The sequence below is a fragment of the Cupriavidus sp. PET2-C1 genome (genome assembly GCF_054515855.1).
Map to the genome: position 1 here is coordinate 818,294 of NZ_CM137260.1, position 18,186 is coordinate 836,479.

The window sequence follows — 18,186 nt, forward strand, 5'->3', positions numbered from 1 at the left end:
CTCCTGACCGGATGCTAGCTAGCATGAGGAAGTATTTCTAATTCATAATTTCGACATAGCAATATCGGAAAAATCGATGCTTCCAACGCTAAAGCAACTGCAGCATTTCGCGGCCATCGCCGAAACGGGGCAGGTGTCGCGTGCGGCGCTTCGTTGCCACGTATCGCAGTCGTCCATGACGGCCTCCCTGAAGAGCCTGGAGGAAGCGGTGGGCACGCAGTTGTTCACCCGGCACGCCAGCGGCGTGCGCCTTACCGAAGCCGGTACGCGTTTCCTGCGGCATGCCCAGCAGATCGAGGACGCCGTGCTGGACGCGGTGGAAGCCGTCAGCGTGGCGCCGGTAGACATCGCGGGCACGGTGCGCCTGGGCGTGACCGAAACCATCACGGCCTATGTGCTGCCCGGTTTGCTGGCGTCCATCGAGAGAAAGTTTCCCAGGCTCCGGCTTGAGTTGCTGGAGCGGGAACGGCATGACATCGAGCGGGGCATCCTGCGGGGCGAGATCGATATTGCCTTGCTGCTGGTTTCGAACCTGCCCGGGCTTGACCATGTCACTTGCGAAACGCTGCTGCGCTCGCCAAGGCAGCTATGGGGCCATCCCGAGCATCCGCTGATGATGGCGGACCGCATCGGCCTGGCGGACGTGGCGCGGCATGACTACATCCTGCTCGACATGGACGAGCACATTGCCACGGTCGGCAAGTACTGGGGGCAATATGGGCTGGCACCCCAGGTCCGCTACCAGAGCTGCTCGATCGAGGCGGTCCGCAGCCTGGTGGCGGCCGGGCGCGGCGTTGCCATCCTGTCCGACCTGGTTTACCGGCCATGGTCGCTGGAGGGGCAGCGCATCGTGCGGCGCGGGATTGCCGACAAGGTGCCGTCGATGGACGTGGGGCTGGTATGGAAGCGCGAGCCCGCCACCCCGGGCACCGTGGTGGCGCTGGCAGACTACCTGCGCAGTGCGCTCAAGGGCAGGCAGAGCGCGCGGATGTGAGCTGCGGGCCCGTGCCAGGGTCAGTGGCCGGCGCCGGACCCCCGCGGCCGCAAGGCAGAACCGGGCTGGCTGCTCCCGGTCGGATCGCGGGCTTTGCGCAATATCCGTTGAAGCTCGTTTTCCCCAATGACCCCTTCGGTGCACGCGGGGCACCTGAGCACGGTCAGGAGGATGGACGCGCCCACCTCGGGCCCGTCTATCTGCAGCGTTGTCGCTGACAAGTCAGATTTCCTGCAGCTTGGACATAGCATGGCGCGAGGGGACGATGAGGTGTCAGGGAGCAGGCGCGGCGCATCGCTTGCGCTCGCCAGGTTCTTGCTGGCGCGGCGGGCAGCGGGTATCGCCATAGGAGCAGAATACGCAGCAGTCCCCGGCCTTGGGTTTCAGCACGGCGTTGCAGTGCCCGCATGTGTAGGACCACAGGCACGCGTCGGTGGGCATGTTCTCGGCGCTCCGGTGTCCGCAATGTGGACAGGTGATGATCGAGTGCAGCAGGACTTTGCCCATCCCCTTCCCTTAAGGCCGGCTTGCACGTAGTCTAGGTGCGTACTCAGGTACGGAGTCAAGCGATGGAATCGGCACTGACGATCGGGCAGGTGGCCAAGGCGGCCAGCGTGGGCGTGGAAACGGTGCGTTACTACCACAGGTGCGGCCTCTTGCCGGTACCCGAGCGAGCGCCTGGCGCCATCCGGCAATATCCACGTGAAAGCCTGCAAAGGCTGATCTTCATCCGCAGAGCACAGGCGCTTGGATTCACGCTGGATGAAATCCGTGCCTTGCTGCAACGCAATGACGGTAGCACGTGCGGGACCGCGCGCGCGCTGGCCGAGCGCAAGCTCCAGGCGGTGGAAGCGCGCCTGCGGGAGTTGCAGGCGCTGCGCACCGACCTGCACAGGCTGATCGGGCAATGCCACGCCAATGGCGGCACCGGCTCGTGCCCCTTGATTGACACATTGTGCGCGTCCAGTTAGCCGTCCAGCTCCCCACGCGGCCTCTATCTTCCATATTCCATAGTTCTTGCACGGCGCCGGCATGACGCCCCAATCCCGCCCCAATCCCGCCAGGAGAAAACCGATGGCTGGAATGACAGTGGCAGACATGATGGCCGACATCCTGACGGTGGCCGGCGTGCAGCGCATCTACGGGCTTGTCGGCGATTCGCTCAACGGCCTGACGGACTCGCTGCGCCGCAGGAACACCATCGACTGGATCCACGTGCGGCACGAGGAAGTCGCGGCGTTCGCCGCGGGCGCCGAGGCGCACCTGAGCGGCAAGCTGGCGGTTTGCGCCGGCAGTTGCGGCCCGGGCAACCTGCACCTGATCAATGGCTTGTTCGATGCGCATCGCAGCCGCGTGCCGGTGCTGGCCATCGCCGCACATATTCCCAGCACGGAGATCGGGTCAGGGTACTTCCAGGAGACCCGGCCGCAGGAGCTGTTCCGGGGTTGCAGCCACTATTGCGAAATGGTGAGCAACCCGGACGACCTGCCGCGCATCATGCAGTCGGCCATGCGGGCCGCCCTGGGGCAGCGCGGGGTGGCGGTGATCGTGGTGCCGGGCGATATCGCGCTGATGGAGATCAGCGCCGTGGCGCCGCAAGAGATTGCCTTGCCGGAGGCCCCGGCCGCAGTGCCGCCAGCGGAGGAACTGGCAGTGACGGCGCGGCTTCTGGATGCGGCAGCCCGCGTGACGCTGCTGTGCGGCCGCGGCTGCGAGGGTGCGCATGCGGAAATCGTCGCGCTCGCCCAGCAGTTGAACGCGCCGGTGGTGCATGCGCTGGGCGGCAAGGAGTTCGTCGAGTACGGCAATCCGTATGACGTGGGCATGACCGGGCTGATCGGCTTTTCCTCGGGCTACTACGCCATGCTGGAGTGCGACACGCTGCTGATGCTGGGCACGGATTTTCCATACCGGCAGTTCTATCCCACCAAGGCGAAGATCATCCAGGTGGACATACGGGCGGAGAACCTCGGCCGGCGTTGCGCGTTGACCCATGGCGTGGTCGGATCGGTCAAGGAAACCATCAGGGGGCTACTGCCGCTGCTGCAGCAAAAGAGCGATCGCGCCTACCTGGACCGCGCGCGCGATCACTACCGCAAGGCGCGCATGGCGCTGGACGACCTCGCCACCGGCGAGCCGGGCAGCGGGCTGATCCATCCGCAGTACCTGGCACGCGGCATCAGCGAAAGCGCGGCGCAGGATGCGATCTTCACGTTCGACGTGGGCACGCCCACGGTCTGGGCGGCACGCTATCTGGCCATGAACGGCAAGCGGCGGCTGATCGGCTCGCTTAACCATGGCTCCATGGCCAACGCCTTGCCGCAGGCCATCGGCGCGCAGTCGTTGTTTCCACAGCGGCAGGTGGTGGCCATGTGCGGCGACGGCGGCTTCTCGATGCTGCTTGGCGACCTGCTCACGCTGCGTCAGCACAAGCTGCCGGTCAAGGTGGTGATCTTCAACAACGGCAACCTTGGCTTTGTCGCCATGGAAATGAAGGCATCGGGGTTCCTCGATACCTATACCGATATGGTGGATACCGACTTTGCCGCGATCGCGATGGCCGCCGGCATTGCGGGGATTCGCGTGGAGGATCCGGGGCTGGTCGGGCCGGCGTTGCAGGAAGCCTTCTCCCGGCCCGGGCCGGTGGTCGTCGACGTGAAGACCAACCGGCTGGAGCTGGCAATGCCGCCCACCATCACCACCAAGGAGGCCAAGGGCTTCAGCCTTTACCTGCTGCGGGCGATCATCGACGGGCGCGGCGCAGAGGTGGTGGACCTGGCCAGGACGAACCTGTGGCGATAACGCTGGTCCCTGAGGCCTGCAGCTAGTCGATCCGCGCGCCGCTCGCCTTGACGATCGGCTGCCAGGCCTGGTACTCGGCCGCCACGAACTTGCCGAATGCATCCGGTGTGTATTGCATCGGTTCCGCGCCTTGCATGGTGAACTTCTTGCGGATATCGGGGCTATTCACGGCGTTGGCCACGGCCTTGTTCAGCTTGGCGATCACATCGGGCGGCGTGCCCTTGGGGGCAAACAGGCCAAACCACGCGCCGGTTACCAGGTTTTTCACGCCGGCCTCGGCCATGGTCGGCGTCTCGGGCAGCGCTTCGGCGCGCTTGGCGCTGGTGACTGCCAGCGGGCGCAGTTGCCCCGCGCGGATATGGCTCATCACCGACGGGATGGTGGCGAACATGAACTGCACGCGCCCGGCCAGCAGGTCGTTCAGGGCATCGGCGCCCTTGTAGGGCACATGCACGGCGTTGGCGCCGGTGCGCTCGTTGAGCAGCGCGCCGGACAGATGCGCCGCGGTGCCAACACCCGTGGAAGCAAAGTTCAGCTTGCCGGGATTTGCCTTGGCATAGGCCACCAACTGGGCGACGTCGCTGGCGGGCACGCTGGGATGCACCACCAGCACGTTAGGCACGTCGGCGATCGGGGCGACTGCGGCCAGCGCGGTTTGCGGGTTGACCTTGAGGTTGGGGTACAGCGTGGGATTGATGGCGACCGGGCCCACCGACGTGGCCAGCAGCGTATAGCCGTCCGGCGCGCTCTTGGCGACGAACTCCGTGCCGATGTTGCCGCCCGCCCCCGGCCGGTTCTCGACGATCACCGTCTGCCCCAGGCTCTGGCCGAGCTGGTTGCCGACTTCGCGGGCGAGGATATCGGTGGTGCCACCCGCGGAGAACGACACCACGATACGGATAGGTTTGCCGGGATAGGTTTCGGCATTGGCGCCGGTGCCGGCACCGGCGATGGCAAGCGAAAGCAGCGCGGCGGCGGCTAGCCGCTGTGGCAGGGTCATGTCTCTCTCCACGAGAATAGAGGTGGTTTCGGCCCGCGCTACTTTGGCGCGGGCCACCAGGGACATGGTACGAAGCTGGTCTCGTCCAGCGTTGATCAAATAGAAACGCTGCTTTCTTTCATGATGATGGCGCGGGCCTTTAGCGCGCCGCCACCTGGCTTAGCGCGAGCGCTGGAAATGCCGCTCCATGGTCGCGCACTGGCCCAGGTAGTCCAGCAGCTTGGCCGTCCCGGCCGGCAGCGATTGCCGGTCGCGCACGCAAACATAGAAGTTGCGCGTGGCCCACGCATCGGTCAGCGTCAGCAGGCTCAGCCCCATCATCGACAGGTAGTTCTTGGCGATGCCCTCCGGCACCACGGCAATGCCCAGCCCCTCGCGCACCATGCGGCAGCGCGCCTCGAAGTTCGACACCTGCGTCTTCACCGTCAGCGGCCGCGAGATGGTGCTGTTCGCCAGTTGCAGGAAGGCATCGAAGGTATGGCGCGGGAAATAGCCGAGGAAGTCGTAATCCAGCGCTTCTTCCAGTTGCAGCGAGCCCTTGGCTTCCAGCGGGTGGCCGCGCGGCACCACCAGTCCCACCCGGTCCGAGCGGTAGGGCAGGGAGAACACGCCGGGGCTGGGCGCTTCGGCGTGATAGATGCCGATGTCGGCGTCGCCGTTGGAGACCATGCGCGGAATGTCGAAGCTGAACGATTCGATCAGGTCGATGCGGCTGTCCGGCGCGCTGTGCAGGAAGCCGCTGATGTCGGTGGGCAGGAACTGGAGGATGGTGGACCGGTTTGCCGCCAGGCGGATCTTGGCGATGCCGTCCATCGAATAGGTGATGAGCGCCTCTTCGGCCAGCTTGATGCTGCGCACGATGGCCCTGGCATGCTGGTAGAGCATGGCGCCGGCCGGCGTGGGCTCCACGCCGCGGCCGTGGCGCACCAGCAGCGCGGTGCCGACCTGGCGCTCCAGCTCGGAGATGCGTTTGCTGGCTGCCGAGGTGACGAGGTGTTGGCGTTCGGCTGCGCGGGAAAGGCTTTTTTCCTCGACGGCGGCGATGAGAACTTCCAGGGAGGCGATATCCATGCGGGTGTCTGCGGCTAGGTGAGTCTATGTGCGTCTGCGTGCGTCTGTGTAGCGGCGGGCGTGGCGTACGAAGGTGCCAGGGATGGCCTGCCATGCTATGCAGGCTCGCCGCCAACGTCAAACCGGATTTTCCCGGGCGCGGCAGGTCGCTCGCCAAATGCGCCGGCAGCCAGGCTTGCGGGGCCCCGGCGCATGCCATTTCGCCACCGTGCTCGGGAGCCTTCACCAAATTTCAAAGCTCCCCGGCAGGCGATCCTTAACATCGGGGTCAAGGCGGCAGGCAATGCGCCATCAAGCCGCCTTTGAGACAAACAATGACGAGGAGCACTGCATGGTGATCGATGAACTGGCCGAATACGTCGGCGCGCAAGGGCGGCGCGCACTGTCGCCCGAGGTTCTCCATGATGGCAAGCGCGCCGTGATCGACTGGTTTTCCGCGCTGTTTCCCGGCACGCGCATGTCGCCGGGGACCAACCTCGTCGAGGCGCATCGCGACGAGCTGGGCGTGGGCGCGGCCACCGTGATCGGCCATGGCACGACGGCGTTCCCGGCCACGGCCGCGTGGATCAACGGCAGCGCATCGCATGCCGCCGAGTTCGACGATATCTTCCGGGACGCGGTCTACCATCCCGGCTGCCCGACCATCTCCGCCGCGCTGGCGCTGGCCGAAGCCCGGGATGCCACAGGCGAGGCCTTCCTGCGGGCGGTGGTGGCAGGCTACGAGGTCTCCACCCGCATCGGCGCAGCAATCCAGCCCGCGCACTATCGCTATTTCCATACCACCGGCACCGTGGGCTGCTTCGGCAGCGCGGCGGCCAGCGCCTTGCTGCTGGCGCCGGGAGACGCACGCGTGGCCGCGGATGCGCTGGCGACTTCCGCCACCTTTGCCTCGGGTTTGCAGCAGGCCTTCCGCTCGGATGCGATGACCAAGGCGCTGCACGCCGGGCACGCCGCCATGGTGGGCGTGCAGGCGGCGCAGGGCGCTGCCGTGGGCGTCAATGGCGTGCACGACATCCTGGAAGGCGCAGCCGGCTTCGGCGCGGCGCTGTGTGGCAGCCCCGACTGGTCGAGCGTGGGGCAGGGGCTGGGCACCACCTACAACATCCTGAGCATCACGCAGAAGAACCACGGCTGCTGCGGCCATACCTTCGCCGCCATCGACGCGGCGATCGAACTGGTGCGCGAGCACGGCATCGATGGCGCCGATATCGAGGCGGTCACCGTGTGGGCATACCAGGCCACCATCGACGTGACCGGCAACGCCAATCCCGTTACCGCGTTCGAAGCGCGCTTCAGCCTGCCCTATGTGGTTTCGCATGGCATCCTGCGCGGGGCAGTGCGGCTCGATGCCTTCTCCGACGAGCGCCTGCGCGACCCGCAGATCCGGCAACTGATGAAGCGCGTCACCCTGCATGCGGACCCGGAACTGACAGCGGCATTCCCGCGCCAGCGCGCGGCGCGCGTTGAGATCCTGTGCAAGAGCGGCGCGCGCCATGCGCTGTTTGCCCCTTACCGCAAGGGCGATCCCGAATCCCCGCTGGACGATGCCACGCTAAACGACAAGTTCATGGAGCTGGCCGCGCCGGTGATCGGCAGCGGCACCGCCAAGGGCTTGCTGGCTGCCCTGTGGCAACTGGACACCGGCAGCGTACGCGGGCTGCGGCTCGCCGGCCTCGGCGCGGCGTGAAGCATGAACGCGATGACTGCAGAGACAACAGAGACAACAGAGACAACCATGGCTGAAATGGACCCACAAAGCGCCCCGGCAAAGTCCGCCAGCCTGGCCAAGGCGCTGTTCTCGCCGGACACGGTGGCGTTGGTGGGCGCGTCCAGCGATATCACCAAGAACACCGCCCGGCCCATGCGCTTCATGCGCAAGCACGGCTACCGGGGCACCATCTACCCGATCAACGCCACGCGCGCCGAAGTGCTGGGCGAGAAGGCCTATCCCAGCCTGGCGGCCTTGCCGGGGCCGGTGGAGCATGCCTTTGTCATGGTGCCGGGCAAGCACGTGGAAGCCGCGCTGGAGCAATGCGCGGCCAAGGGCGTGCAGGTGGCGACGGTCTTCTCGGACGGCTTCGCCGAAGTGGGCGAGGCCGGCATGGCCGCGCAGCAGGCGCTGGTGCGCAAGGCCCGGGCGCTGGGCGTGCGCCTGATCGGGCCGAACAGCATCGGCGTGGTCAATGTGGCGTCCGGCGCGGTGCTGTCCGTCAATGCCGTGCTGGAGATGGACGAGCTGCACGCCGGCAGCATCAGCGTGATCTCGCAAAGCGGATCGATGCTGGGCGCGCTGCTGTCGCGAGGCGCCGCGCGCGGGCTGGGCTTTGCCAAGCTGGTGTCGGTCGGCAACGAGAGCGACATCGGCGTGGGCGAGCTGGTCGACCTGCTGGTGGACGATGACGCCACCAAGGTCATCCTGCTGTTCCTGGAGACGATCCGGGACGCCGCCGTGCTCGGGCCGGCGCTGCGGCGCGCGCGGCAGGCCGGCAAGCCGGTCATCGCTTACAAGCTCGGCCGCTCTGCGCAGGGCGAGGCGCTGGCCCAGTCCCACACCGGCGCACTGGCCGGCAACGACGCCGCCGTGGATGCCTTCCTGCGCAAGTACGGCGTGATGCGCGTGGAGATGCTCGAGACGCTGTTCGAAGCGGCGCCGCTGGCCCTGCGTTATGGCCAGTGGGTGCCCGCGCTCCAGCGCAATCCCCGCGTGGCGGTGGTGACCACCACGGGGGGCGGCGCGGCCACCGTGGTGGATCGCCTGGGCCTGTCTCAGATCGACGCCGTGGCGCCGCCGGATGCCTTCGTGGCGCACATGGCCGGGCGCGGCGTGCGTATCCGCCAGACGCCCATCATCGACCTGACGCTGGCGGCGACCAGCGCACAGTACAAGGACCTGGTCGAGCAACTGCTGCTGAGCGACTGGTGCGACGCCGTGCTGTGCGTGGCGGGCTCATCCGCACAGTTTCACCCGGAGCTTGCCGTACGGCCCATGGTGGAAGCCGCCGGGGCCGGGCACAAGCCGCTGATCGCGTTCCTCGCGCCGGAGGCGGGTGCGTCGCTGCAGGTGCTGCAGGCAGCGGGCATCCCGGCCTTTCGCACGCCGGAGGCCTGCGCGGACGCGCTGGCGCAGTTGTTCAAGGCCGCGCGGGCGCACCCCGAGGCTGACGAGGCCATCGCGCCGCTCAGCTGGCCGGCGGGCTTGCCCGTGGCGGGCAACCTTTCGGAGTACGAGGCGGCCGGCGCATTCGCGGCGCTGGGCGTGCCGGTCGCGCCCCTGGCGCTGATGCCGGTGGGCGAGTGCAGGCACAAGATTCCCTATCCGGTGGTGGCCAAGATCTGCTCGCGTGACATCCTGCACAAGACGGACGTGGGCGGCGTACGCGTCGGCGTGCGCGACACGCAGGAATTGCAGCGCGCCATGGCGGGGATCCTGGCGGATGTCGGCCGCGCTGCGCCGCAGGCCCGGCTCGACGGCATCCTGGTGCAGCGCATGGAGGACAAGTTGCTGGAGCTGATGCTTGGCTACCGGGACGATCCGCTGGTGGGGCCCATCGTCGTCCTGAGTGCGGGCGGCATCGCGGCCGAGCTACGTCCGGACGTCAGCCTGCGCCCGGCGCCGGTGACGCGCGACGATGCCATGGAGATGATCGGCGAAGTGCGCAGCACCGCGCTGATCCGCGGCTTCCGCGGGCTGCCGCGCGGGGACGTCGGGGCACTCGCCGATGCCATCGTGCGCTTTTCCCGGCTGTCGGCCTTTGAGGGCGTGCGCGTGCTGGAGGCGGAGATCAATCCGCTGTTCGTGCGCGCCGATGGCGTGGTCGGCGTGGACTGCGTGGTCCGGCTGGCTGAGCAAAACCTGAGCAAAGCTGAACAAAACCGAACTGAACCGAACTGAACATAGCACAGGAGACAACCATCATGGATTTCAAGCTGACCCAGGAGCAGGCCGAATTCGAACGCGCCGTGACGCGCTTTGCCGAGCACGAGCTGCGCGCCGGCTCCGTCGCCCGTGCCCATACCGACGACTACCCGTGGGATGTGGCCCGCAAGATGAGCGAGCAGGGCCTGCTGGGCATCACCATTGCCGAGGCCGACGGTGGCCAGGGTGGCAGCCTGATGGACGCCATCATCGCCATCCAGGCTGTTGCCTCGGTCTGCCCGCGCAGTGCCGACGTCATCCAGGCTGGCAACTTTGGCGCCATCCGCGTGCTGGCGGAGTACGGCTCGCCGGCGCAGAAGGACAAATGGCTGCGCCGCCTGCTGGCCGGCGAGGCGCTGATCTCCGTCGGCATGACCGAGCCCGAGGCCGGCTCCGCCGTGACCGAGCTACGCACCACGGCCACGCCCGACGGCGGCGATTTCCTGATCAACGGCACCAAGGTCTTCACCACCCACGGCCCGCACGCCGACGTGATCCTGGCCTATGTGCGCTTTGGCCCGGGCGTGGGCGGCATCGGCTCCGCGCTGATCGATACCAAGCTGCCGGGCGTGCGCATCGGGCAGCGCTCCAGGTTCATGTCCGGCGAAGAATGGGCGCAGATCTACTTCGAGGACGTGCGCATCCCGGCTTCCGACGTGCTGCTGGGCGAGGGGGGCTTCAAGAAACAGATTGCCGGCTTCAATGTCGAGCGCATGGGCAACACCGCGCGCTCGCTGGCGCTTGGGCGCTATGCCTACCAGGTGGCGCGTGACTGGGCCATGCAGCGCAAGCAGTTCGGACGCCTGCTGTGCGAGTTCCAGGGCCTGCAATGGAAGTTCGCCGAGATGAAGATCAAGCTCGATGCCGGCCAGCTGCTGCTGTACAGGGCGGCTGCCAATGCGGACAGCGGCTTTCCCTCGGCGGAAGAAACCGCGATTGCCAAGGCCTTCTGCAACCAGGCGGGCTTCGACGTGGCCAACGAGTCCCTGCAGGTGATGGGCGGCATGGGCTACAGCCAGGAGGCGCTGGTGGAGTATTGCCTGCGCCGCTGCCGGGGCTGGATGATCGCCGGCGGCTCCATTGAAATACTCAAGAACCGCATCGCCGAAGCGGTGTTCGAGCGGACCTTCTCGCAGCGCCCGGAAAAGGCGGCTGCGCCAAAGGCAGCCTGATCCGCCAGCAGCGCAAGCTCGCCACGGGTGCGCTTTTGCGTACAGCGGAAAGCGGGGCGCCGGCAAGCTTGCCGTCGCCCCTGCGTGTTGTGCGCGGCCAGCCATGCGACGCCAGTAGCACTCGGCGGCAAACTTGGCTAGAGTGGGAACCTCATACAGTTCGCGTCAAGCATGAGGATACCCATGGAAGCCCAGCGCCTGCAGTTCCCGGGAAGTGATGGTCAGCAACTCTCCGCGCGGCTGGATTTGCCAGTTGGCCCGGTTCGCACCTTTGCCTTGTTCGCCCATTGCTTCACTTGCGGCAAGGACGTGCTGGCGGCGACGCGTATCGCGCAGGCGCTGACGGCACACGGCATCGCCGTGCTGCGCTTTGATTTCACCGGCCTTGGCGGCAGCGGCGGCGATTTCGCCAATACCAATTTCTCGTCCAACGTGGCCGACCTGCTGGCCGCGGCGGACTATCTGCGCCAGCATCACCGGGCGCCGGCCTTGCTGATTGGCCACAGCCTGGGCGGCGCGGCGGTGCTCAGCGCCGCGCACGGCATCCCTGAAGCCAAGGCGGTCGTCACCATCGCCGCGCCTAGCGATCCGAGCCATGTGGTCGGCCTGTTCGGCGACCAGGCCGCGCGCATCGAGGCCGATGGAGAGGCCGAGGTCCGGCTCGCCGGCCGTCCGTTCAAGATCAAGCGGCAGTTCATCGAAGACGTGGCCGAGCAGAAGCTGCTCGATAGCGTAGCCAAGCTGCGCAAGGCGCTGCTGGTCATGCATGCGCCGCAGGACGACACCGTCGGCATCGATAACGCCACGCAGATCTTCATTGCCGCCAAGCATCCCAAGAGCTTCGTCTCGCTCGACCGCGCCGATCACCTGCTCACGCGCAAGGCCGATGCCGTTTACGTGGCCAACACCATCGCGGCATGGAGCCAGCGCTACCTCGACATCGATGCCCTGGATGTGCCGGCCGCGGTGGCCGAGGAAGGGCTGGTGCGGGTGGAGGAAAGCCATGCCGGCAGGTACCAGCAGCGCATCACCGCCGGGCCGCACCACCTGCTGGCCGACGAGCCGGTTTCGTTCGGCGGGCTCAACGGCGGGCCCGCGCCTTACGACCTGCTGCTGGCGGGACTGGGCGCCTGCACCGCCATGACCATGCGCATGTATGCGGACCGCAAGGGCTGGCCACTGGAACACGTGGCGGTGACGCTGCGCCACGAGAAGATCCACGCGACCGATTGTGCGGAGTGCTCCACCACCGAAGGCAAGATCGACTGGATCGAGCGGGAGATCACCATGCGCGGCCCGCTGGATGAGGCGCAGCGCACGGCGCTGCTAGAGATCGCGGACAAGTGCCCGGTCCACCGGACCCTGCATTCGGAGGTGGTGGTGCGGACCCATCTGGCGGAGACTGCCGCCACGTAGGCGCCGGCACGAACCGGAAGCGGTGGCCTGCGGCCTGCGGGCTGTCCCTTCCGGTTTTGCCTGGGCCTCCTCAGAGAAAGGTTGTCTCGATCCGCGATGCACCCTTGAGGAACAGCGTCACCGGCGTGCGCTCGCAGATCTGCGTGAGCCGCTCGCGCTCGGCCTCGCCCAGTTCCACGCCGCTAAGCCGGACTTCGCGCCGGATGAAGCGTGCCTCGTCCTTGCCCTGGAAGACTGCCGTGACTTCCACATCGGCCACGGGCCACTGTTTTCTCTGCATATACATCTTCAGCGTGATGGCGGTGCAGGACACCAGACCGGACAGCACGAAGGCAAAGGGCGGCGGGCCCTGGTCCGTGCCGCCCAGCCCGGCGGACTCGTCACCGACCAGTGCGTGGCTGCCGGCCTGCAGGTGCACCAGGTAGTTGGCATCGGCCGAGCCGATCCGGGCGGTGGCTTGGGAATTTGACATGGCATTTCCTGGGGTTGTTGGTGCAGATGGTTGTATGGATTGTGCGGATTGTGCGGGTTATGCGGGTTGTGCTCAATATTATGCGGGCGCGCGCCGGAGGGAAAGGCTCCTCTCGGCATATTTCCCGCTTGTCATCGGCATAGCGGCCAGGGCACCGTACCCACCCGAGGTGCCCGGCGGCCGTGGCGCGCCTACACTGTAGCCATCGCTTCAAGATCGGGGGCACGCATGGAAGCATCGCAAGTCTTGCCGTTGCTGCTGCATTTCGACCAGCATCTCGGCCCTGCCATCGCGCAATACGGCACCTTGGTCTACGGCATCTTGTTTGCCATCGTGTTCTGCGAGATCGGACTGTTGCCGCTGTTCTTCCTGCCTGGCGACCCGCTGCTGTTCCTCTGCGGCGCGTTCTGCGCGTCGGGCGCGCTCAAGCTATGGATCCTGCTGCCGGTGCTGCTGGCCGCCGCGGTGGCCGGCAGCCTGCTGAACTACGCCATCGGCAAAGCCATTGGGTCCCGTGTGCTCACCGGCGGCTACCGCTGGATCAACCGCGATGCGCTGCGCAGGACGCATGACTTCTACCAGCGCCACGGCAGCCTGACTTTGCTGCTGTCCCCCTTCGTCGCCGTGGTGCGCACCTTTGCCCCCTTCGTCGCGGGCGTGTCCGCCATGTCCGCGACGCGCTTCACGCTGGCCGCGAGTGGTGGCGCCACGGTGTGGGTGGTGTCGCTGCTGGTCGGCGGTTTTCTCTTCGGCAATGTGCCGCTGGTGCGCGACCACATGAGCGCCATCGTCCTGCTTGGGCTTGCGCTCGGGCTGGGGTCGCTGGCGGTGGCGAGTGCGTGGCGGGCGGTGAGGGGGAGGCAGGGGGCGCGGGGGTGAGTCGCTTGCGGTTGCGACGGCGCGCAAGCATGGACATTGAACGTCTCGGGCCGCCCGGCTTCCAGTGACGGATCGATAACAGAAAAAGTACCCATATTTTGTGCTAAATTGTGTGCTTTATTCCGGCTAATAAACGGGCTGCAAGCCTGTCCATGCAGTCCGATTGCAACCCGCTACACCAGCCAAGCCAAAGATATGACTGTCACACGCGCCATCTACGCTACCGCGACCGTAAGCATCACGGACCTCCGCCGTAACCCCGGTGCCATCATTGAGGAGGCCGGGAACGAGCCCGTAGCAGTCCTCAATCACAATCGCCCGGCCGCATACCTGGTTCCCGCCCAGGCTTTCGAAGCACTCATGGACAGGCTCGAGGACATCGAGCTTGCAGAAATCGTTCGGCAGCGTCGCGGCGGGAAGGCCGTAAAGGTGCCGCTGGATGAGTTATGAGCTTGCCTTTCACGAAGACGCCTTGAAGGAATGGAAGAAGCTCGATGCGTCGATCAAGGATCAGTTTCGAGAGCAGTTCGAGAAACGTCTGGCCGAACCCCGGGTGCAGTCTGCCAAGCTCAGCGGCAAGGACATGAAGGACGTGTACAAGATCAAGCTGCGCGATGCCGGGTACCGACTGGTGTACGAGGTGAACGATCGTACCGTCACCGTGCTGGTGCTCGCTGTTGGACGACGGGACAGGAGTGAGGCTTATCGCCGGGCTGGTGTGAGGCGATAGCGGTCACCTTGTTTTGCCCCGGCCTATGGTTCGCCGTCCCCGTCTCGCGTAGCAACTGCATCATCCTGCCGGCTGGTGCTCCACAAGAAGCACACCAGCAACAACACCTGCACCACCAGGCGGATACCCAGCAGCCTTTGCGGCCCGGCGGCCCGGCAGCGGGGTAGGCTCAAGGCCACTTGGTGCAGGCGGCTGGCCATGCACGCCTCTCAATTCGAGATTGCTCTCCAACCTTCATCGTTTTGTCATCCGCGCCACCCAGAATGCGCTCACTGTTGATGCAAGGAGTGTGGGATGACGCATGCGATTGAAGTGCGCGGCCTGTCCAAGTCGTTCCAGGCGGGACGCAAGGCGCTGGATAACGTGAGCCTTGCCGTAGCCCCTGGTGAAATGGTGGCGCTGCTGGGTGCCTCGGGCTCGGGCAAGTCCACGTTGCTGCGCCATGTGGCGGGGTTTATCGCTGCCGATGCGGATAGCGCCGGCGAGGTGCTGGTCAATGGCCGGGCCATCCAGCAAGGCGGCCGGCTGGCGCGCGATGTGCGCGCTGCAAGGGCAGAAATTGGTTTTGTATTCCAGCAGTTCAACCTGGTGGGCCGCCTGCCGGTGATCACGAACGTGCTGACCGGCATGCTGCCGCGCGTGCCGCTGTGGCGCAGCCTGACCCGCTTCTTCCATGTCGGTGAGATCGACGCAGGGCTCGAAGCACTTGCCCAGGTTGGTATAGACGACTATGCCTTTCGGCGGGCCTCCACCTTGTCGGGCGGCCAGCAGCAGCGTGCGGCCATTGCCCGCACGCTGGTGCAGAACGCGCGGGTGATCCTGGCCGACGAGCCGATCGCTTCGCTGGATCCCGAATCCGCGCGGCGTGTGATGGAGTTGCTGGCGCAGATCAACCGAGCGCGCCGCGTGGCGGTGGTGGTGTCGCTGCACCAGGTGGATGTGGCGATGCGCTATTGCCCGCGCGTGGTCGCGCTGCGCCACGGCAAGGTGGTCTACGACGGCCCGTCTGCGGCGCTGACCCCGGCCATGCTGCGCGAGCTGTATGGCACGGAAGCCGCCGAGCTGCTGCCCGACGGCGCGGGGCTGGAGGTTGCCGCGCCCGCCATGCTGCACGGCGGACTGGCGGCGGCCTGACTGACCCTGGATTTCTTCGCAATGTTTCCCGCAAGCACCCCCAACAAGGTTTTTCCTCGGAGTTCCCTCATGCTGCGCAGAACCCTTTTTGCCCTGATCGTCACGAGCGCCGCTGGCGCGCTCTCGTTGCCCGCCTTTGCCCAGGAAGGCAAGGTCCTCAATATGGGCTTCATCTCGACGGAAACCTCATCCAACCTGAAGTCCGCCTGGCAGCCGGTGATCGATGACCTGGGCAAGCAGCTGGGCGTGCAGGTCAAGCCGTTCTTCGCCTCCGACTACGCCGGCATCATCGAAGCCATGCGCTTCAACAAGGTGCAGATTGCCTGGTTCGGCAACAAGTCCGCCATCGAAGCGGTGGACCGCGCCAACGGCGAGGTGTTCGCCTCGGTGATCGACAAGGACGGCAACCCCGGCTACTGGTCGCTCCTGATCGTCAACAAGGACAGCAACCTCAAGACGCTGGACGATGTGCTCAAGCAAGGCAAGTCGCTGAGCTACGGCGCGGGCGATCCGAACTCCACCTCGGGCACCGCCGTGCCGGGCCACTACCTGTGGGGCGCCCACAAGATCGAGCCGAAGACCTTCTTCAAGACGGTGCGCGTGAGCAACCACGAAACCAACCTGCTGTCGGTGCTGAACAAGCAGGTCGACGTGGCGGTCAACAACACCGAGAACATGGAGCGCTACCGCATCAACACCGGCAAGAACGCCTATGACCAGGTGCGCGTGCTGTGGAAGTCGCCGCTGATCCCGGCGGATCCGCTGGTCTACCGCAAGGACCTGCCGGCCGATGTCAAGGCCAAGGTACAGACCTTCTTCGTGAACTATGGCAAGGGTGCCGACGCCGCGCGCGAGAAAGAGAACCTTGCCAAGCTGACCTACCAGGGTTTCCGCGCGTCCAACGACAAGCAGCTGGTGCCGATCCGCCAGATCGAGCTGGCCCGCGAGAAGACCAAGATCGAGTCCGACACCACGATGGCCGCGCCGGACAAGGAAAAGCGCCTTGCCGACCTGAGCAGCAAGCTGGCTGAGCTCGACAAGATCGCCGCCAGCGCGCAGTAACGCGCCCATCGCCCATCGTCAAGCACGATGCGCGGCCCGCCCCGAAGCCGGGGCGGGCCGCACACCGCCGCCTCACCTTCGCTTTCGTCCAGGTATTCATGCATCCTCCCGCCAACCCCACCATGATCCCAGCCACTCCGCCTCGTGCCGTCCGTCCGCCGCGTGCCAGCCTGCCTGTCATGTTCGTCTGGGCGGTGGTGCTCGCCTTGCTGGTCATGTCGTGGCAGGGCGCCGACATGCGTCCGCTCGACCTGTGGAGGGACTCGGGCAACATGGCGAAATTCGCTGCCGACTTCTTTCCGCCCAGTTTCCGTGACTGGCGCATCTACCTGGACGAGATGCTGGTGACCGTGCAGATCGCGATCTGGGGCACCTTCCTGTCCATCGTGTTTGCCGTGCCGCTGGGCCTGGCGTGTTCCGCCAACATCGTGCCGGCCTGGGTCTACCAGCCGATGCGCCGCGTGATGGATGCCTGCCGCGCCATCAATGAGATGGTGTTCGCCATGCTGTTTATCGTGGCGGTGGGGCTGGGCCCCTTCGCCGGCGTGCTCGCACTGTGGGTGCACACCACCGGCGTGCTCGCCAAGCTGTTCTCGGAAGCCGTGGAGGCCATCGACCCGCGCCCCGTGGAAGGCGTGCGCGCCACCGGCGCCAACGCACTCGAAGAGGTGGTCTATGGCGTGATCCCGCAGGTGCTGCCGCTGTGGATTTCCTATGCGCTGTACCGCTTCGAATCCAATGTGCGCTCGGCCACGGTGCTTGGCATCGTCGGCGCGGGCGGCATCGGCACCGTGCTGTGGGAGATCATCCGCAGCTTCCAGTATGCCGAGACCTGCGCGGTGATCATCATCATCGTCGGCTTTGTCACGCTCATCGATTTGTTGTCCGCCCGGATCCGCAAGGCGCTGGTTTGACAGCGGCTCCAAGCCGCCTCAATCCGCCTCACGACACCATCCCGCACACACAAATCATCATGACCATCCTCAGGCGCATCGAAATCCTCTTCTCCGGCCACGGCACCGCCTTCTACGGCGGCGAGGCCATCACCCAGACCGAGCATGCGCTGCAGTGCGCGCAACTGGCCGAGCAGGCCGGCGACCCCGAGCCGCTGATCGTCGCCAGCCTGCTGCACGACCTCGGCCACCTCGTGATGTCCGAGGACAGCACCACCGATATGCGCCACCAGGAAGTCGGCGCCGACCTGCTGGCGGTCGGATTCGGGCTGGAGGTGACCGAGCCGGTGCGCATGCATGTGGCCGCCAAGCGCTACCTGTGCGCCACCGTGCCGGGCTACCAGGCGATCCTGTCGCCAGCCTCGCAACACAGCCTGGCACTGCAGGGCGGCCCCTTTGACGCGGCCCAGGCGGAGGCTTTCGTCGCCCATCCCCATGGGCCGGCAGCCGTGCGCCTGCGCCGCTACGACGACCTCGCCAAGGTCGTCGGCCTTGCCACGCCGCCGCTGGAGTACTACCTGCCGATGGTAGCGCGCTGCCTGCGGCGTGCTCCCTGACCCGCATCGCACCTCCGCAATCTCACTC

Annotated in this window: 18 protein-coding genes; 14 read left to right on the plus strand and 4 right to left on the minus strand. The window is 66.3% G+C overall.

Going from position 1 to position 18,186, the window contains the following annotated elements; all coding sequences use genetic code 11:
• Positions 1–76: 76 nt before the first annotated feature.
• On the plus strand, positions 77–994 hold the full coding sequence (locus tag ACX12D_RS23660) for a LysR family transcriptional regulator (RefSeq protein WP_459375903.1): 918 nt from the start codon (positions 77–79) through the stop codon (positions 992–994).
• Between the two features lie 273 nt (positions 995–1,267).
• On the opposite strand, the gene ACX12D_RS23665 is transcribed toward ACX12D_RS23660, so the two are convergent.
• Positions 1,268–1,501, minus strand: coding sequence for a GDCCVxC domain-containing (seleno)protein (locus tag ACX12D_RS23665; protein WP_459375904.1), 234 nt, complete (start codon positions 1,499–1,501; stop codon positions 1,268–1,270).
• A gap of 62 nt (positions 1,502–1,563) precedes the next feature.
• On the opposite strand from ACX12D_RS23665, the gene ACX12D_RS23670 reads away from it, so the two are divergent.
• Together ACX12D_RS23670 and poxB are read left to right on the plus strand one after the other, a co-directional pair.
• Positions 1,564–1,965 (plus strand): MerR family transcriptional regulator, encoded by a 402-nt coding sequence (locus tag ACX12D_RS23670; RefSeq protein ID WP_459375905.1) that lies wholly within the window; start codon positions 1,564–1,566, stop codon positions 1,963–1,965.
• Between the two features lie 103 nt (positions 1,966–2,068).
• Complete coding sequence (gene poxB, locus ACX12D_RS23675) at positions 2,069–3,796, plus strand: ubiquinone-dependent pyruvate dehydrogenase (RefSeq protein WP_459375906.1); 1,728 nt, start codon at positions 2,069–2,071, stop codon at positions 3,794–3,796.
• Positions 3,797–3,818: 22 nt separating this feature from the next.
• On the opposite strand, the gene ACX12D_RS23680 is transcribed toward poxB, so the two are convergent.
• Both ACX12D_RS23680 and ACX12D_RS23685 read right to left on the minus strand, forming a co-directional pair.
• Positions 3,819–4,796, minus strand: coding sequence for a Bug family tripartite tricarboxylate transporter substrate binding protein (locus ACX12D_RS23680; RefSeq protein WP_459375907.1), 978 nt, complete (start codon positions 4,794–4,796; stop codon positions 3,819–3,821).
• 159 nt (positions 4,797–4,955) lie between these two features.
• Complete coding sequence (locus ACX12D_RS23685; protein ID WP_441635427.1) at positions 4,956–5,867, minus strand: LysR family transcriptional regulator; 912 nt, start codon at positions 5,865–5,867, stop codon at positions 4,956–4,958.
• A gap of 331 nt (positions 5,868–6,198) precedes the next feature.
• Here ACX12D_RS23685 and ACX12D_RS23690 point away from each other — a divergent pair, with 331 nt between their 5' ends.
• From ACX12D_RS23690 to ACX12D_RS23705, 4 genes are all read left to right on the plus strand, one after another.
• Entirely contained in the window at positions 6,199–7,554 is a 1,356-nt protein-coding gene (locus ACX12D_RS23690; protein WP_441635425.1) for an MmgE/PrpD family protein, read from the plus strand.
• 48 nt (positions 7,555–7,602) lie between these two features.
• Positions 7,603–9,759, plus strand: a complete 2,157-nt coding sequence (locus ACX12D_RS23695) for an acetate--CoA ligase family protein (protein WP_459375908.1) — start codon at positions 7,603–7,605, stop codon at positions 9,757–9,759.
• A 23-nt stretch (positions 9,760–9,782) separates the two neighbouring features.
• A complete protein-coding gene (locus tag ACX12D_RS23700; protein WP_459375909.1) occupies positions 9,783–10,955 on the plus strand; it encodes an acyl-CoA dehydrogenase family protein in 1,173 nt (390 codons plus the stop codon).
• A gap of 183 nt (positions 10,956–11,138) precedes the next feature.
• Positions 11,139–12,371, plus strand: a complete 1,233-nt coding sequence (locus ACX12D_RS23705; protein ID WP_459375910.1) for a bifunctional alpha/beta hydrolase/OsmC family protein — start codon at positions 11,139–11,141, stop codon at positions 12,369–12,371.
• Positions 12,372–12,441: 70 nt separating this feature from the next.
• Here ACX12D_RS23705 and ACX12D_RS23710 read toward each other — a convergent pair whose 3' ends face one another.
• Positions 12,442–12,843 (minus strand): OsmC family protein, encoded by a 402-nt coding sequence (locus ACX12D_RS23710; RefSeq protein ID WP_459375911.1) that lies wholly within the window; start codon positions 12,841–12,843, stop codon positions 12,442–12,444.
• Positions 12,844–13,071: 228 nt separating this feature from the next.
• Between ACX12D_RS23710 and ACX12D_RS23715 the strand changes: the two genes are divergently transcribed.
• The 7 genes from ACX12D_RS23715 (at position 13,072) to ACX12D_RS23745 (ending at position 18,158) form a co-directional block, all read left to right on the plus strand.
• A complete protein-coding gene (locus tag ACX12D_RS23715; protein WP_459375912.1) occupies positions 13,072–13,722 on the plus strand; it encodes a VTT domain-containing protein in 651 nt (216 codons plus the stop codon).
• 195 nt (positions 13,723–13,917) lie between these two features.
• Positions 13,918–14,172 carry a type II toxin-antitoxin system Phd/YefM family antitoxin gene (locus ACX12D_RS23720; protein ID WP_459375913.1) on the plus strand — a complete coding sequence of 85 codons (255 nt, stop codon included), beginning with the start codon at positions 13,918–13,920 and terminating at the stop codon, positions 14,170–14,172.
• A complete protein-coding gene (locus tag ACX12D_RS23725; protein ID WP_459375914.1) occupies positions 14,162–14,452 on the plus strand; it encodes a type II toxin-antitoxin system RelE family toxin in 291 nt (96 codons plus the stop codon). Before ACX12D_RS23720 ends, ACX12D_RS23725 begins: the two co-directional genes overlap by 11 nt.
• Before the next feature lie 294 nt (positions 14,453–14,746).
• Positions 14,747–15,586, plus strand: a complete 840-nt coding sequence (gene phnC / locus ACX12D_RS23730) for a phosphonate ABC transporter ATP-binding protein (RefSeq protein WP_459375915.1) — start codon at positions 14,747–14,749, stop codon at positions 15,584–15,586.
• Between the two features lie 69 nt (positions 15,587–15,655).
• Positions 15,656–16,648, plus strand: coding sequence for a phosphonate ABC transporter substrate-binding protein (phnD, locus tag ACX12D_RS23735; protein WP_441635405.1), 993 nt, complete (start codon positions 15,656–15,658; stop codon positions 16,646–16,648).
• Positions 16,649–16,770: 122 nt separating this feature from the next.
• Positions 16,771–17,562: a phosphonate ABC transporter, permease protein PhnE gene (phnE, locus tag ACX12D_RS23740; RefSeq protein ID WP_441635403.1), complete on the plus strand. Its 792-nt coding sequence runs from the start codon at positions 16,771–16,773 to the stop codon at positions 17,560–17,562.
• Positions 17,563–17,621: 59 nt separating this feature from the next.
• The gene (locus tag ACX12D_RS23745) at positions 17,622–18,158 is read left to right on the plus strand and encodes a phosphonate degradation HD-domain oxygenase (RefSeq protein ID WP_459375916.1); all 537 of its coding nucleotides are present in this window, start codon (positions 17,622–17,624) and stop codon (positions 18,156–18,158) included.
• Positions 18,159–18,186 lie beyond the last annotated feature (28 nt).